Source organism: Aliinostoc sp. HNIBRCY26 (assembly GCF_050235535.1).
Lineage (GTDB): Bacteria > Cyanobacteriota > Cyanobacteriia > Cyanobacteriales > Nostocaceae > Trichormus.
The window spans coordinates 1,943,312-1,960,705 of the sequence record NZ_CP189852.1; the positions used below are offsets into that span (position 1 = coordinate 1,943,312).

Here is a 17,394-nt window from a genome sequence, read left to right on the forward strand (position 1 = left end):
GTCTACAAGCGGAACTGTATAACTATATTGACATTTCTGGTTGTAAAGCGATGTCAATTTTGTAGTAATGTTAAGTTCATCATTGGCTTTAATCAGTTAACTAGCTGTTAATTCTTGCAGTTTATGCAACACAGCTTGGGCATGACCTTTGACTTTGACATCAGGCCAGGCATGAGCAATAATTTTCTCAGGTGAAATGAGAAAAGTAGAACGCGCCACACCCATATATTCTTTACCCATAAATTTCTTTAACCGCCAAGCACCATAAGCTTCGATTAACTGGTGTTCTGGATCACTTAACAGTGTAATAGACAAGTTATGTTTATCTATAAACTTGCAATGGGCTTTACCAGAATCAGGACTCACACCTAATATTTTTGCGCCTAATTGATTAAATTCCTGATTTAAATCTGTGAAATCTTTGGCTTCTGTAGTGCAACCAGGGGTATCATCTTTAGTGTAAAAATAAACTACAATCCATTGACCTGTAAAATCATCTAAACTAACCAGGTTGCCATTTTGGTCTGGTAGAGAAAATTCCGGTGCTGTTTGTCCAATTTGGGGAATGTTAGTCATAATTAGTCAATAGTCAATAGTCAATAGTCAATAGTCAATAGTCAATAGTCATTAATCATTAGTCATTAGTCAATAGTCAATAGTCATTAATCATTAGTCATTAGTCATTAGTTATTTCAGTGGCTAGGAATATCTGTTTATTTACTATGTTATTCTTGGTTGCCACTGCGTTGTACTTGAGATGTGTTGTCGATGTCAAAGGTACCTCTGACATTTGCTGTTAAATCACAATTTACTACTGTACCTGTGCCTCGATCATGAACATACAAGGCATATTGTTGGTTTCTATTAATTTTGCATTCTCTGATGACAATGTTGCTATCATTTCTTATTTCTATACCTGATAAGCGATTATTAATAATCTTGCATTCCTTAATTATTCCTCGACCATTTTGATCTACTAAAATACCGCTTCCTTGTCCATCACGAATTACGCAGTTTTCAATTGTTGGATTAGCATTTTTCCTAATTTCTATACCTGCACCTAATGTTGTGCTGAAAACGTCACAATTATTGATGCTGCCTTTACCATTTTGATCAATCAAAATTCCCCCATCACGAATTCTACAACGCTCAACTGTAGGATTACCACCGTCTTGGATGGTGATTCCTGATAAAGTGTTGCTGTACAGATAACAGTTTTCTATTCTACCTTGACCATGATCATAAACAAATATACCACTAGCTTTGCCGTCATGAATTTCACAATTACGGATAATAGCATCAGCTGTGGCGTGATAAATGGCGATGCAGGCTAGAGAATCAGAGGTAATATCACAATTTTCTAAAGTTAGCTGTCCTTGGGAAATATCTACACCGTAGAATTTTTTGTTATTTTTGCCTGCTGTGCAACGTAGTGTCAAACCACTAACTGTTGCTGTGTCAGCTTCCATTAAAATACAATTTGAGTCGGGACTTTCAATGACAATATCGGCTTTAGAACCATCACCAATAATTTTTATTGGTTTATTAATTACTATACTTTCTTGATAAAATCCAGGACGCACCATGATGCTGGTGTTGGGTTGGGCATTGGCGATCGCTTCTGTGATAGTTTGATAATCACCATCTCCCAGGCGAGAAACTACTAATTTTGACTTAGTTTTGGGCAATACTGCATATATTAACCCAGCCAAAGCTATTCCTAGTCCCCCAAAGCCCAAGAATTTCATAAATTTTCTTCTATTGGGAGGAGTAGGAGTTTGTGGAGTGGGAGTTTGTGGTGGCGGTGGGGTTTGTAGTGGTGGTGGGTTTAAATAACTCTCAATTTCCGCTATCTTTTGCAAAATTATTTGAGTATTTTGGGGACGTTGACTGGGTAAACGCGCCATCATTTGATCGAGTAAATCTGCAAACTGCGGTAGAACTTTTGTCTGGTTTCGCCAGCTTAATTCATCGCTATAAGAGTTGTAAATTAGGGAATCTGTTGGTTCTTTTCCAGTTAATAAATAAATAAAAGTTCGACCCAGTGCAAAAAAATCTGACTGTTGTACAGCCTGACCATGAATTTGTTCGGATGGGGTATAACCTGCGGAAATGACACCTGTCACTTGTCCCGCAGATTGCTTGGCGATGTAGGTTTGGGTAATTGATCTGGCTGTGCCGAAGTCGATGAGCGCGAGACGACCATCTGCCCTTAACATGATGTTGGATGGTTTAATGTCGCGGTGAAATAAACCCTGTTGATGAACTTGTTGAAGGATAATGACGCTTTCTTTGAACCATTGCAATGCTAATTTTTGGTCGATGGGTCGATAATCTCTCTTTTTTAAGTACACGTTTAAATCAAGACCGTCGATTTTCTCCATCACCAGACAGTGTAATGGCTCTGGGCTACTTCTAGGAAAATAAATGAAGTAACCGTTAGGCTCAACTTGAGGAATACCAGGATAATTGAGACGAGTGAGAACCTCTGCTTCTCTCTGAAATAGCTCGATCGCTTTCGGGTGATTATTGATTAAAATCTTAATAACTTTAGTAGTTTGTGTCCGCGTATCAAGGATTTCATAGGTTTTGCCAAAGCCACCACCACCTAGAAAACCCACTACTCGATAACAACCTTCTAGGAGCAACTCTGAACCACAGGCTTGGCAAAATAGAATATTGTCAGGGTTTTGGGGGTTGGTACACTGAGGGTTAATGCAGAGGCTCATCGCTTCGGCAAGTAAAGTTTTTATCTGACTAGTGTAGCTTTTCTGGTGTAATTCACAGATAAAATTTGTCTTTTTTTTTCTGAGTGCTGAGTGCTGAGTTGAGAAATAAATTCTACCTTGTCTACCTTGTCTACCTTGTCCCAGTCCCCAATCCCCAATCCCCAATCCCCAATCCCTCTTTCATATTAAGATATATTAGATAATGTAAATTTATGTAAACTAATCTTATTTATGCGGCGTGAATTTGCCAGTCGTGATGAATTAATAACCTATTTGAAGGAACAATTCCCCCAAGCCGCAGAACGCGATGATCATATTAGTAATGCAGTAGGAGGAAGGAAAGCAGCCCAAAAAGCCTTACAAAAGGTTAACCCAGAATCATACGCAAAAACTCGTAATTTTTTAACAGGTGATGTTACTAAACTTTCACCGTATATTCGTCACGGAGTTTTGAGTTTACGCGAAATTCGAGATTATGTACTAGATAAAGTCCAAAACCGTGATGATGCAACCAAACTCATTAATGAATTGGGTTGGCGGGATTACTGGCAAAGACTATATGTCAAACTTGGTAATAATATTTGGCAAGACCAAGAAGAATACAAAACTGGCTACACCACAGCACAATATGCACCTGAGTTACCCCAAGATATTAGAGAGGGTAGCACAGGATTAGTTTGCATAGATAGTTTTAGCCAGGAATTACGAGAAACTGGCTATTTACACAACCATATGCGGATGTGGTTAGCCGCTTACATTATTCACTGGCGGCGGATTCGCTGGCAAGCAGGCGCGAAATGGTTTCTAGAACATTTATTAGACGGTGATCCTGCAAGTAATAATATGTCTTGGCAATGGGTAGCCAGCACCTTTAGTCATAAACCTTATTTTTTCAACCGCGAGAACTTAGAACGTTACACCAAAGGTGTGTACTGTCAAAAATGTCCCCTATACGGTCATTGTGATTTTGAAGGTAGTTACGAAGAATTAGAACAACGCTTGTTTCCTAAAGGAGAATTTACCAAAAAACCCAACAGTCAAAGTTGGCAAAAGGGGAAGAGATAGGGGATTGGGGACTTATCAATTCAAAATTCAAAATTCAAAATTCAAAATTGAAGAAGGACTGGGGATTGGGGACAAGGTGGACAAGGTAGACAAGGGAGAAGGAGTATTAATGGCTAATGACTAATGACTAATGACTATTGACTATTGACTATTGACTATTGACTATTGACTATTGACTATTGACTATTGACTATTGACTAATAACTAATGACTAAACAAATTATTTGGATACACGGCGACTGTTTGAGTCCTTTCAACCCAGCTTTACAAGAATACCCAGATGCGCCTGCGATTTGGGTTTGGGATGATGCTTTGATAGAAGAATGGCAACTTAGTCTCAAGCGGTTGACTTTTATTTATGAATGCTTGCTAGAGTTACCTGTGGAAATTCGTCGGGGTAATGTGGCGCAAGAGGTTTTAGCTTTTGCTAAAGAACATCATGCTGATTTAGTGGCTACAACTGATAGTCCTAGTCCTCGCTTTAATGATATCTGCGATAAAATTGAGCGTTCTTTAAAATTGGAAGTGTTTGAGGTTGAACCATTTTTTGATTATGACGGATATATTGACCTTAAGCGGTTCTCCCGCTATTGGAAGGTAGCGGAAAAGTATGTTTTTGAATAATATGGGAATCCGACTTGATTATTGAAATGACTTACATGGGTCAATACGGTTCAGTTAAGGTGGTGAGAGTTGATTTTTCAATTTTTGCTCTACCTATTAGACAATGAGCAAGATTTGGGGGATTCTCCCCCAAGCCCCCGATTGGGGGACGGTTGCGTCCCCCAAACCCCCTCCAAAATCATTTTTGCGTTTTTTGTTGAATGATCATTTGCTGGTTTTGTTGAAATTTATTTTTCTTATCTGAACCGTATTGTTACATGGGTAGGGAACTCTTAACAGGCTTCCGCCGTGAGCGTCAGCCGAACGGGAACGGGGAACAGGGTAAGAATGAATAAAACCAGGGCTAAAGCCCTTACTACAAGCGAATCAGTCTGGAAAAATTAATGAAGATTAGTTTATCAAAAAGTGAAGGTTCAAAACCGGACTTGCGTCCCGCTACGCTAAGTACCCTGGTGGGCGAAACAGTCCTTGTATCGCAAGGTAGGTAAAAACCCCAACGCCAGTTCTCTCAAGTCGGGAAACCCGCCCACGCCACTCCCCCTTGTGGGTGGCTTAGTTTAATTGCGAATTGCGAATTGCGTTAGCGAAGCGGGACGTTAGTCCATTGCGAATTGGTTTTATTACACGTTAGCGTCTCCTAGAGAAGTCCATTGGAGATTGGTATAAAACCCTACAAGCCATAGCCAATACTAAAGTAAAAGCCGTCATCTTGGGCGTTTGTACCTCGGTCATCTAAATCGACTAGGGGAAAGGCGTAATCTAATCGAAGATTAAACTTAGGTGTGGGTTGGTATAAAACACCCATCCCTAAACCGGCTAAAAACTTTTGTCGTTGTAAGCTGTTGGGGTTGGTGTCCACGTTCCAGACGTAGGCTAAATCAAAGAATGGGGCGATTTGTAGGGTGGAATTACCGGACGCATCGCGCATTGTGGTGATGCGGTTTTCTAGGGTAAATCTTAGGCCATTGTCGGCTGCACGGACGTTTTGCCGATAACCACGTACTGACTGACCACCACCGACAACAAATTGCTGGGAAGGTAATAAGGCGTTGGGTGTTAATTGTACCTCTGCTTGGGCAATTAATAGGTTGTCTTGATTGAGGCGTTGGACTCGTTGAAATTGTGCTAACCAACTAAAAAAGCGTCCATCGGGTTTGGCATCATCGTTTATAGTGGCATCAAATGCACCAATACCTAAACTCAATAGCGATCGCACTGCCCAAGCACCGCTAACATCTCTGCTAACATAATCTTGACCAAATTTAATTACACGGGTGCGACTGTTCCCTTCATCATCGGGGCCAAATCCAAAGGGTGTCGGCCCTGCAAAAGTAAAGGTTTGCCCATCTTGGACAGTGAAACCCAATGATAAAGCAAATTCTTCGCGGGGCGATCGCAATAGTGGTTGTCTGTAACTAATTTCGTATAGTTGCGATTCGCCACTAATTTCAAAGCTTTTAAAGGGTTGTTGAATGACTTCGTTGTTATTAATAGAAGTTCTGAGTTGTAAAGTACCATTCATAGCGTTTAACGGTACTTGATAACTGAAATCATAAATATTAGCCCCACCTTGGGTGGTGCGGTAGTAGGCGGCGGAAATTTCATCACCTATGCCTGTAAGATTGCGATAACTGGCACTCACACCCAACCTTTCAGAACCAATGCTAGGCGGGGAATAATTATCCAGGCTTAAGGTCGCCTCGAAGGGGTTTGCCTCAATAACGCGTACAATTAAAATACTTTGACCTAAGCCAGTCCCAGGACGTAAACTAGCTTCGACGTTGGTAAATAGGGGATCATTGCGGAGTAATCTTAATTGGTCTTCTAAACTGGCGGAAGATAAGGGTTTATTTGCACCTAATTTTATGCGCGATCGCACATAATTAGGATTTACACGTTTTGTACCTTCAATAATAATCTTTTCTAGGCTGCCTTCAATTACTTGAATTTCCACCACACCATTAGTGATTTTTTGGTTTCCTAAAACTGCTCTAGATGTGATGTATCCTCGATTTAAATAAAGTTGTGTAATCTTATCGGCAACGCTGGTTAATTCCTCTAAAGTAACGGTACGCCCTTCTACAGATTTAGTTACAGAATTGAGTGTTGCTGCATCAAAAATACTGCTACCTGTGACTTGAATTTTCTCTACTTGAATACTGCCAGATGTTGGTGCAGGCGTAGTTTCTGGTGTAGGGTTTGTTTGTAAAGGGGGCGATTCTGGATTTATAGGTGTTGGCGTTAATTGGGGTTGAGGAAAACGTTCTTGGTTACGGCTACCTTCTGGGTTTGGGGCTTGTGCAGAGGCGGGATAATTCCCCAGTAAAAAGGTGAAAGTCAAAACAAGAGTTGCCGGAATGTTGTTAGAAATTAAATAAAGGTAATTTTTAATTGGTAGCATTTGCACTGGGAATTTTAAAATAAGATGCAAAGCTATTATTTCCTTCTTTTACCTTTTTCCTTTTACCTTTTTACTTTTTTTAACGTGCTTCTCCTATTAATGTAAATCCAGCCCAATCTTTAGGGTGAGGATGCTGTTTCTTAGTGGTTAACATCGCCTGGCGTAAGGCTTGGGCTTTATGAGGATTTTGTTTTAACTGTCGATAAAATTCCGTAGTGAAAACGTTTGTGGGTGTATCGGGGGCTGCCCATTGAGAAATGATTACACTGGGAACTCCAGCATTAATTAAAGCCAAAGATAACCCTAACATACCGTTGCCCATACTACCACTACCTGTTTCTCCCGCACTCAAGAAAACTAATCTAGCCCGTAGGCGCGCGCCTTTTGGTTGGGTATAGAGATTGAGGATTTCACTAGCGGTGAGGAGTCCGTTATTATCAGCAATACTAGATAGGGCGATCGCGCCTGGGATGCCTTGTCTTTTGGTATCATCTATAACAGCGTAGGTTGCCAAATGAATGGTTTTGGCTTTGGGTAATAAAGGTAAAACATCAGCTTTGGTGGCTTTATTACCAACTAAAGCATTAGTTTTGAAGAAATCTGCAATTTCTAAGGCTTCTTGTTCAGCATTGATTAATTGCGGTAAAGACTGTTTTTCGATTTTGGGCATAGTCGGATTACCCACCACCACCACTTTACTACCGCCTGTATTATTGCGTTTTTCTCTCGTTAATTTGAGTAGCTGGATGGATGGAATGGTAGTGATTGTATGTTTTTCAATTAAGTATTTATCGTAAATATCGACTAAAGCCGGAAATGGCACAAATAATAACTCATTTTGGGGAATAAAAATTACCTGTTCTGTAGGATTAGCTGGTAATAAATCAGCTATGGGTTTAATGAGGATTTGATTGAGTTGCAGTAATATATTTTTGTAATTAGCGGTGGGAGTTTGAGGAGTTTTTACACCCAAGGCTATAGGAGTTTGATGAATTAATTCGACAACAGAGTTAAACGGAATAATCTTCTTTTGTGATGTGATATCTACTTTCCGAAATGTGATTTTACCACTAGGCTGCATTACCCAAATATAAATTTCACTATCTTCTATTAATGAATATCTAACAATAGTTGCCTTTTGTTGTTTGGCTATGGCTTGAATTTGGGTAATTGTCGGGATAATAATTTCTTTGGGTGCGGCTTTTAAACCACTACCGGCTGATTCTGTGGCTAAACGCATTCCCATCAAGTTTAAAATTTTCATGATGCTACTTTGTTCAGCAACTTCTAAAGCAGCTTCCGGCTGATTTTGACTGACTAAAACCTGTTCTAGTAAATTATATGTATTGGTTTGTTCAGTGGAATAATCAATAGTATTATTTAAGTTTGAGCGTAAAGTCTCCCAAGTTTTAATACTAGCTTGTAAGTTGGCTTGCGCCTCATTAATTTTACCTGACTTGAGTAAAACAAAGGCGAGATTGTTGAAGGCTACGCCTTGAGTGTAAATATCTTTATTAGTTTTGGCATTATCTAATTGTTGCTGATATAATGCTAAGGCTTGGTCATATTGTTTAGCAGATATGTAAACACGCCCCAATTGTTTAATTAATTCGGCTTGTTGGCTGGGGATTTTTGAGGTTTCTAGTTGTTGTTGATAGAGTGCGATCGCCTGCTCGAAATTACCTTGATTTTCGTAGGTTTTAGCGATTTGCTTTAAGGTAATATTAGTTAAGGCAGTATCACTAGATTGGGTAGCAATAGCTAATACTTGTTGATAAAAATTAATCGCTGGTTGATATTGTTTTAACTCCCGATTGACTGCTGCTAGATTTTGTAGGGAGTATATTTCTAACTGGCGATTTTTGGTATCTTGGGCAATGGCTAATTGTTGGGTATGGAAAGCAATTGCTGATTCATATTCTCTTAGTTTTTCATGTCCTACACCGACGTTACCTAAAAATGATGCTTCTCTGGGAGGATTGCCGATTTCTTTTCTTAAAGCGGTGGCTTTTTCTCGCAGTTCTTGCGCTAGTTTTTCATCCCCAGTATAGATATAAGCATTACTCAAATGTTCTAAAACTTGTACAGTCCCAGGTTGATTACCTGTGTTCTGCATAAAGTTTAAGCTTTGTCGATATAAATTAATCGCTGTTTGATATTTACCCAGGGTGAAATAAATTTCCCCTAAGCTTAAAAGTGTGTTGGCTTGTCCGGTGCGATCGCCTAATTCTTGATATAGTTTTAGTGACTCGTTTAAGGATACTAAGGCTGCGGTTAGTTGACCGTTATTGATTTGTCTATTTCCTAATCTTAGTAGCAAGTCAGCGCGGTATTGGCTGGCTGGTGTGGCGGTTAGGAGTATTGCAAGGAAGATGTTGGGGAGTTTTTTAAGCATATTTTTTATGTCACGCAATACCAATTCGCAGTTCGCAATTCGCAATTCACAATTCGCAATTCACTATTTTTTATGTTGTAAAGGGGAATTAAACCCATAAATTTTGTTAATTTCTTTCTTTTGCCTTTTGCCTTTTTCCTTTTGCCTTTTAATCAAATCCTGGGGGTAGTTCTAAGGGTGAGAGTTTTCCTGGTTGGGAGGGGGTGGGTGATGTGGGGAGGGGTGTGGATGATGGGGATGTTGAACCAGGGGTATTACTATTTCCTGGGGTGTTTGGTTGATTTTGTGCGGTTGGGGGTGGGGGGATGACTGGGGGTGTGGGTTGTGCAGTGGGGAGTTGGGGGAGTTGGGGTTGGTTGGGGTTCGGTGTTGGGATGGGTAGTGCGAAGGTTTCGATGGTGACTGAACGACTGATTTTGTCGCCGGTGGGACTGGTAGCTTGGAGGATGATGGTTTCACTACCTGGTTGATTATTGATGGGGTAAACTATCGTTCCACTGCGGGGAATGTTACCAGGCGCGGGTAACAATTCTGTTGTCATTTCGCTGCTACCTTCTACTTTCCAACTGAAGTTAATTACTTGTTTGGCTTTACTTTGGGTGTCGATGGGAATTTGATATTTGGGGAGGGGTTCACTACCATTAATTTTGAATTCGACAATTTGGCTGGGTAATGGTTGGACTTTAATTACATCTGTTTTTTGCGAGATGCTTGGTTTATCAGTGTCGGTTTTGGCAAATACTTGTAATTCAAAAATATAGTTACCGATGGTACTGTTTTTGGTGGGGAAGCTACGACAGGTTAATTGATTTTGTTCGTTGCGACAAAACGGTTTTAAGCTGTCGGGAATTTCCCCTTGATTAAATTGATAAGTTTGCAATTCACTATTAACTACACCTTCCGGCGATCGCCCAATTATTTGGATTTTATTAATCTTATCTAAATCGCTAATTTTCCAATTTAATCGAATTGTATCGGCACTAATTTGTTTGCCAGTTTTTAATGTTACTGGTACTTCTTGATAGGTGGGTTTAACGGCAGTAAATTCGAGAATTTTTGCCGGAGGAATGGGAATGATTTTGATAGTATTAGTCTTAATTGTGTCTACGGCTTCTTCAGGATTTTTGCTGCTAAATGCTTGCAATTCAAAAATATAATCTCCTGGTTTCCTTGCATCGGTGGGGATATTGGCGCAAGTTAATGTATTTTGTAACTGACAATATGATTTGAGTTCTGTGGGGATTTGTCCATTAAAGTTATAAACTACCGGTTGTACCGCTACAGAACCATCGGCGAAGACTCCCGTAATGGTCAACGTTTGCAATGTTTTCGGATAGCGAATTTGCCAGTTTAAGCGAATATTGCCGTTATTGGCTTGTTGATAGGAAGCATCGGAAGACTGAAAACGGACGATTTTCGGGGATGCGGGGGGTTTTAATAGCAACCATAGCAGAAAGGCGATCGCTGCGATACTGCCTAACACTGTTAGTATAAACAATAACAATTGCCACCAAGGACGCGCTTCCCAAATCACTGTCCCTGGAAGAGAAGGGTTAGGTAGGGGAAATTGTTGTTGATCTACTAATTCAATGCGAAAGTTAAGTAAGCGTCCTGCACCAAATATTGGTCGTGACCACCATCTTACAGGTGTGATTGTCACTTGGGAAATAGCTTTTTCTCCTGGTAATACCCGCAACACGGGGGGAGTGGTGACGTAAGTGCAAATTTTATCTTCGTCTGCGGGGACTGGTGTACAGACAATTTCTCGGACGGTGTTACCTGCGTTGGTTAACCTAATTTCAAATACTCCGGCTTTGCGGCGTACCCTTCCCACCACCGTCAATAGTTCTGCATTCAGCAAATAGGAAGGTAGAACCTGCACATACACCACATCTAACAGTACCAAATCAGGATTGTTAGCAGAGTATAAACGCAAAGTCGGATAGTAAATCCCCGCCGTTACCCCTAATGGGGGGTGGAATTGCAGTAAAATTTGTCCAGTTTCCCCAGGGTTGAGATTCAAACCCATATTGGGAATAATTAACCCGGCTGTTTCCAAACCTTCAGGATAGCGGATAGTGTACCAATTATCGCCGCAGTCAGAACAAGTCAGACGAAACCTATCTACCCTATCAGAACGGTTGTGGACGTTAACGCTAAGTTGCAAGATACCGCCAGGGGGAATTGGTGCAGGCGATCGCGAACTACTCGCCGGGATAACATTAAAAGTAGGGTCACTAACTCTAACAACCGTTTCAATTGCTGGTAATACCTGGAGTTTCGCCGTGTGGCGTATAGGCGTATCCTCTGGGTAATGTTCCGGTGCATCTACAACTATCACATAGTTATAGGTGCTAGGAATCGCCGTTATCGGTACATTAAATTCAAATAGCACCTCACCTATGGAATTAGGACTCAATGCTAACCTTTGATGAGGTGCATCACACCATTGAATCAACTGCGGCGATAAATCATCAATAAAAACATTAATTAACGCACTTTCTGCACCTTTATTAGTAACTGTAATATGAATTTCAAACCGAGAACCCGCCTGTACAGCATAATCCCCAGAAGGATTGAAAATAATCGCTAAAGGACTACCCGGTGCTAAAACTTGCTGAATTTGTTCTTGTTGAATCCCCTGTTTTGGTGCAAGATATACACGATATTTCAGATCATCATCATGGGTGAGAACTGTTTGAATAAAATCTTGGTCAAGTAACTCATCTAAGATATTGAGAGTAGCTTGTTGATTTAAATCCAAATAATACGCAGCTTCAGTTAAAGTAGCACCATCAGGTTTATTTTTGAGCATCCACTGGACGAGTTTCCGTTGTTGAGTCGGCAGAGTTAATATATCTGCCATACTCAACCCAAGTTTAGAATTTTTATTTCGAGAATTTGTTAAAGTCATGATATTAAAAATTAGTCAATAGTCATTAGTCATTAGTCATTAGTCATTAGTTATTAGTTATTAGTTATTAGTTTTTCTCCTCCCCTACCTTGTCTACCTTGTCTCCTCTTCCCAATCCCCAGTCCCCAGTCCTTCTTCAATTTTGAATTTTGAATTTTGAATTTTGAATTGATAAGTCCCCAGTCCCCTAACTCTTACAATAATTACTATCTGGAATAATTACATCCAATCGCACCCGATGATCATCGTTGCCGCTAATAATTAAAATACGGTTTCTTACGATTTTGATATCAACACTATTAAATTTTTGAGAATTAGTACGCACTTCTTTCCCATTGGGTAAAGCGCGTCTCCCATCTTTTGTTAGAGGCCATAACATCACCCGACTATCATCACCACCACTTACTAAATAACAACCATCTCTACTTAATGCTACTGAACGTACAGGTTTACCTTTATGTCCATCATTCCATTGATCAATCAGCTCACATTGGCTACTATTTTGACTGAGGCATGACTTCATATTCCATAAAGTGATCTGTCCTCTTGTATCAGCAACTGCTAATAAATCTGGGTTGTATTCAGCACTGGCTAAACCCACAATATAATCATTTTGACTACCTGGGTTAGTGTAGGAAATTTTTCTTAATTTATCCTCACGAGAATTCCAAATTGCTAAATTGTTATATCTACCGCCAATTACTAAATCTTGTTTATCTTTCCCCACCAGTGCTAAACCATAAGCTGAAAAGTCTACCTTTTGCTTTTTTGTTGGTTGGTTGAGATTTTCAGGATTACCTAATAGTGCATCATTGATATCCCATTTTAAAATCCATCCGCTACCATGCGCGCTAAATAAGTAGTGAGAATCTTCGCTAAATTCTAAATTAAGGACTCTATCTGCTGGATTAAATAAGAAGGTTACTTTAGGCTCTTTCTTACCTTTTATCACATCAAAAAGTTGAATTTCACCGTTCTCTAAACCTGCTGCAACTATATCATTATCTACAGGTTTATAACGGACAACTCGTACTGATTTACCTATATTATCAGCAATTTTGCCATCATGTTGATTAATAAAAGGATTGCGAAATCCAGCTACAGTCCACCTAATAATAGTTTGGTCTTGAGAACCACTCACAGCTTTATCTGCTGTACCGTTAAACTGGACAAAATTTACAGGTTCATGATGTCCAAATAAGGGGTTATTCGGATTTAGCCAAGAAACTGCCCACAGTAAACATAACAATAAAAATGCTAAAATTAATTGCAGAACAGGGTGTAAAACTGGATGAATAACTAACCGAATAAATAAATTTTCATTGTTAATATTAACACGCTGATCTGATACGATAGATTTAACTATAAAAGACAATTTTTTCGCTAGACCAAACCAATGTCTACGATTACTGACGATAATTTGTAATTGCTGAGTTTCACCTGGGTTTAATAGTAGACTTTCCGGTTGAATATTGAAAGTACATTTGGGTTGCTTTTCATGACCATCTCGAATTTCAATATGTGCAGTTTGGGTTAAATTGCTGATATTGTGACATTCCAGGGTATAAGTTGCGGAATTATTTTTCCATTGTGGTAGCCAAAGCGCATCAGCCGGAATCTGTTGCTTTTCTGGTATACAATGAAAATCGACAAATCCCCCAGGGACGACTTTAATTTTACCTTCAGAACTAAGGGAAGGTGTAGCATTAGGATGGCTAGCTTCAATTTTAAAAGTATATGTCCTGCTGGGAACTTCTGTAGGAATTGGTAGTTGACAAGAAAACGAAGTTTCTGCTTTCTCACCAGGAGAAACTGGTAATAATTTCGTCTCATTACCTAATAACCATGTCGGTTCTAATCCCATCATTCTTAGAGAAACAGTAGTAGGTATTTGACTAGGATTAAAAACACGAACTGGAATTTCAATTGACTCTTGTGGCTGGGTGGTAAACTCTCGAATAGGTAAGTCAACTTGTACAGGTACAGCACCAATTCCTGCTTCGACATCTAACCGCAGAATTTGCCTATCTTCTTCTCGTAATTCTACAGAAAATACCCGCACTATCAAGTTAATCTTACCTATAAAACCGACAATGGGTGTATCAGTGATCGTCACATAGAAATTTACACTATCTCCTGGTGGGTTTTTGGCACTAACAGCAGGCTTAATATTGTACCAATTGGTACCTAAATTTGAGTTACCACCAGCCGCAGTAATTTCTAGTTGGAATGATGCAAATTGATTGCTGTCATTCACAACATTCACTTCAAATGATGCTGGTTGTCCACCTGGTTTGAAGGTAACTTTTTTAACGGAAATCTTGGCGTTGATGAGTTTAATAGCCATATGGGGAGTGCTGAGTGGGGAGTGCGGAGTAAGTATTTAGGGAATGGGGAATATAAGTCAATAAGGTTCAGTTAAGGAGGTGAGAGTTAATTTCTCAATTTTTGCTCTGCCTCTTAGACAATGAGCAAGATTTGGGGGATTCTCCCCCAAGCCCCCGATTGGGGGACGGTTGCGTCCCCCAAACCCCCTCCAAAATCATTTTTTCGTTTTTTGTTGAGTGATCATTTGCTGGCTTGGTTGAAATTTATTTTTCTTATCTGAACCGTATTGGAATATAAGTAGAACAAGGTCAATTATTAAAGGTTTGTAGTGATAACTTTAGTTCTCTCTCCGTTCGCGTAGCGTGTCGTAGACAGACGTTCTGCGAACAGAAAAGGACTAAAGTCCTTACTACGAACTGAATTCTCGTATTTTTACATCGTTTAACATAGGTTGTTTTTTTCAATTGTTATATTTCAGGTATATTTTTCTAGTTTGAATTGTGAATTTATTCTTCTAGTTTGTTGAAAACGTTTTGTAAAGCATTAGTTTTAGTGGGTGTAGATGGTGTATTAGCTGAGGGAGAAATAAATTGTTTTTGTAATTGTGTCATCTGCTTTCTTGACCAAGCAAAATGTAAAATATTAACTCCTAATTCTTGGGCAGTGCGAATAGTTTCTCGCGGTAAAGTGAGTTTTTCATCTATTCCCCAAGCGGCTGATAAATCACCTATTACTAAAACAATGCCGCCTGCAATTAAGATTTGAATAGGCTTTTGATTAATCACTGGTAAAGCCGCGAATAAAAACGGTTGTGTCCGCATGGGATGATTGCGGTCTAGTTTGCGTAAATCTTCTAAAGGCGTGGTAAATTTGTCGGCAATATCAACTACACTATCTAATCTGTCTATAGCATCAGTTGGTGATTCAACTAACAACACGCCGCCAGCATCTAAATAGCTTTTGAGATTCGTTAATGCTTGGGTATCTAAAGATAGTGGTTGATTACCCGTGGTAAATAACAAATCATAAAATACTGCCTGATCAATATGTTGTAGGTGCAACGGTATGCGCTCAACACTTCCAAATCCTTGGATAGTTTGGGTGAGATGTTCGCTAGCTTTGAGTAAATAACAGAGATTAGCAAAATGATCACTAACTTCTGGTATATTCGGTTGTAAATAAGCCACCCGCACAACAGCACTATGACGCGATCGCGCTATGGAACGATAACGCAAATCTAAACTATTCAAATCAGGATAAAATACATCTTGGGGATTTTTTAAAGGGATTAATCCCGGCTGCAACACAATCCGACACAATTCCACCTCTAAAGCACTAGGTGGTGTAGTTTTTTCTTCAATCCGAAAGGATTCAGGTTCAAATTCAGCAACTTTTTGACGTTGTAAATCATCTGGATCTACATAACTCACTACCAGATAAATCAAACGAGGTTTATCTTCTGTAATATCAGCCGAAATATGAAAATCGATGGCTTGAGGGACAATAATCGGATTACCGTGGATATCAATTGCTAATCCTGGTTGAATTTGCAACCATCGACCATCGTTATATTGTGAAGAAATCCCTTGTGGTACAGGAATCAGACACACACCCAAACCAGAGACAATTCCTGGTTGATTGAGGGACTGATAGTGAATATTTTGCCTTTGACGGTGATAATAATGCGATCGCTGCCATTTTTCCGCATTGATCAATAAACCATCTTGTACCTGTAATCGTTCTAGGGGTTTGAGTTCTTCCATAAGTGGGAATTGGGGATTGGGGACTGGGGATTGGGGGTTGGGAAGAGGAGACAAGGTAGACAAGGTAGACAAGGTAGGAGAGGAGAAAAACTAATGACTAATGACTATTGACTATTGACTATTCCCTGTTCCACGTACAACTCATAAGTACAAAAAGCTGGTTTTTCTTGTTCGATGATGTGACGAACTAATTGTTCATCGATTTGGTTGGGACGTTGGGGACGAAGACGAACGATAAAGTGATAGGGACGACCACCGCCAATCATTGCATCTTGACCAATGCGAGTGTTACCCAATACAAAACCTTCACCGCGAATTTCCTCAATACAAATATGTTTATCAGTTTCTGAAACCAGATGATCATCTAAGGGTAAATCTGTATAAAGATGTAAATAAAGTCTCAAACCCCGCTTTGTTCCACGCCAACGATATAGTTCTACAGCCGAACGAATTAAAAAGCGTTGTCTTGCTAAACTCCAGCGTTGGTCAATTGGCCAGGCTACCCAATGCGCTAAAAAAGGCAATAAAGCCTGGGGTGCTGTCATAGGGTCTAGGTATGACCAAAGCACATCCAAGGTTTGCACCGTGGGTTCAAAAGCCTGCTCAAAAATTTTCAAGAAGCGACCAATAAAGTCTACTTCTCGATAAAGTGCAGGTATAAATTTTAGGTATAAACTCCGAGGACGTACATACAAATTTAACGTCCCAGTTTCCACAAATTGTCTGTTTGTACCTTGTTCTGTATAGTAAACGTGAATACGGCAGTGAAAATCCAATACCAAAGGATGATTAAGTGTAATCGCCGCTTGTTTTTCAAAAAAATCCTCTGGAACGTTGAAACAAAGCACCACACTCATCTGTGCTTTCGGATCAAAGACGAAAGGCCCTTGTTTATCGGGTTCTGTGTGAATAGAACACCATTCACTAGGAAAATTTCCTTCAATTTGTACCCTTAAATTGAGACTGCGATCGCCTAAATTTTCCAACTGCAACAATATTTCACTAGGTTCTCTAGGATAAACAACGACATCACAACCTGAAAGGTTAGTATTCGTCGCTAAATTAAACGGTACTAAAGAAGTATTTTGAGATGCGGCTGCTGTCGATGGTTGCAGCGCATCCGGTTGTTGCATGGGAGTTAACTGTAAACTTAAAGACACCATTTTCTTTTGCCT

10 protein-coding genes are annotated in these 17,394 nt (G+C 39.8%); 2 read left to right on the forward strand and 8 right to left on the reverse strand.

Annotation, left to right across the window (positions count from 1 at the left end; all coding sequences use genetic code 11):
• Positions 1-96: 96 nt before the first annotated feature.
• Positions 97-576, reverse strand: a complete 480-nt coding sequence (gene bcp, locus ACQFX9_RS08255) for a thioredoxin-dependent thiol peroxidase (RefSeq protein WP_427161540.1) — start codon at positions 574-576, stop codon at positions 97-99.
• A 149-nt stretch (positions 577-725) separates the two neighbouring features.
• Positions 726-2,894 carry a right-handed parallel beta-helix repeat-containing protein gene (locus ACQFX9_RS08260; protein WP_427161541.1) on the reverse strand — a complete coding sequence of 723 codons (2,169 nt, stop codon included), beginning with the start codon at positions 2,892-2,894 and terminating at the stop codon, positions 726-728.
• Between the two features lie 66 nt (positions 2,895-2,960).
• On the opposite strand from ACQFX9_RS08260, the gene ACQFX9_RS08265 reads away from it, so the two are divergent.
• Positions 2,961-3,794, forward strand: a complete 834-nt coding sequence (locus ACQFX9_RS08265) for an FAD-binding domain-containing protein (RefSeq protein WP_427161542.1) — start codon at positions 2,961-2,963, stop codon at positions 3,792-3,794.
• A 207-nt stretch (positions 3,795-4,001) separates the two neighbouring features.
• Positions 4,002-4,418, forward strand: a complete 417-nt coding sequence (locus ACQFX9_RS08270; protein ID WP_427161544.1) for a hypothetical protein — start codon at positions 4,002-4,004, stop codon at positions 4,416-4,418.
• 670 nt (positions 4,419-5,088) lie between these two features.
• Here the strand turns inward: ACQFX9_RS08270 and ACQFX9_RS08275 are convergent.
• From ACQFX9_RS08275 to ACQFX9_RS08300, 6 genes are all read right to left on the reverse strand, one after another.
• The gene (locus ACQFX9_RS08275; protein ID WP_427161545.1) at positions 5,089-6,819 is read right to left on the reverse strand and encodes a ShlB/FhaC/HecB family hemolysin secretion/activation protein; all 1,731 of its coding nucleotides are present in this window, start codon (positions 6,817-6,819) and stop codon (positions 5,089-5,091) included.
• A gap of 79 nt (positions 6,820-6,898) precedes the next feature.
• Positions 6,899-9,214 (reverse strand): CHAT domain-containing protein, encoded by a 2,316-nt coding sequence (locus ACQFX9_RS08280; protein ID WP_427161546.1) that lies wholly within the window; start codon positions 9,212-9,214, stop codon positions 6,899-6,901.
• Positions 9,215-9,362: 148 nt separating this feature from the next.
• A complete protein-coding gene (locus tag ACQFX9_RS08285; protein WP_427161547.1) occupies positions 9,363-12,080 on the reverse strand; it encodes a hypothetical protein in 2,718 nt (905 codons plus the stop codon).
• A 235-nt stretch (positions 12,081-12,315) separates the two neighbouring features.
• A complete protein-coding gene (locus tag ACQFX9_RS08290) occupies positions 12,316-14,475 on the reverse strand; it encodes a hypothetical protein (protein WP_427161548.1) in 2,160 nt (719 codons plus the stop codon).
• A gap of 487 nt (positions 14,476-14,962) precedes the next feature.
• Positions 14,963-16,291: a DUF4159 domain-containing protein gene (locus tag ACQFX9_RS08295; protein WP_427161549.1), complete on the reverse strand. Its 1,329-nt coding sequence runs from the start codon at positions 16,289-16,291 to the stop codon at positions 14,963-14,965.
• A 32-nt stretch (positions 16,292-16,323) separates the two neighbouring features.
• On the reverse strand, positions 16,324-17,382 hold the full coding sequence (locus tag ACQFX9_RS08300; RefSeq protein ID WP_427161550.1) for a phage tail protein: 1,059 nt from the start codon (positions 17,380-17,382) through the stop codon (positions 16,324-16,326).
• Positions 17,383-17,394: the final 12 nt, after the last annotated feature.

Bases quoted from the DNA above. Each gene is read 5' to 3' on its own strand.
- ACQFX9_RS08300 (WP_427161550.1), bottom strand. From the start codon at position 17,382: ATGGTGTCTTTAAGTTTACAGTTAACTCCCATGCAACAACCGGATGCG.
- ACQFX9_RS08285 (WP_427161547.1), bottom strand. From the start codon at position 12,080: ATGGCAGATATATTAACTCTGCCGACTCAACAACGGAAACTCGTCCAG.
- bcp (WP_427161540.1), bottom strand. From the start codon at position 576: ATGACTAACATTCCCCAAATTGGACAAACAGCACCGGAATTTTCTCTA.
- ACQFX9_RS08280 (WP_427161546.1), bottom strand. From the start codon at position 9,214: ATGCTTAAAAAACTCCCCAACATCTTCCTTGCAATACTCCTAACCGCC.
- ACQFX9_RS08265 (WP_427161542.1), top strand. From the start codon at position 2,961: ATGCGGCGTGAATTTGCCAGTCGTGATGAATTAATAACCTATTTGAAG.
- ACQFX9_RS08290 (WP_427161548.1), bottom strand. From the start codon at position 14,475: ATGGCTATTAAACTCATCAACGCCAAGATTTCCGTTAAAAAAGTTACC.
- ACQFX9_RS08275 (WP_427161545.1), bottom strand. From the start codon at position 6,819: ATGCTACCAATTAAAAATTACCTTTATTTAATTTCTAACAACATTCCG.
- ACQFX9_RS08270 (WP_427161544.1), top strand. From the start codon at position 4,002: ATGACTAAACAAATTATTTGGATACACGGCGACTGTTTGAGTCCTTTC.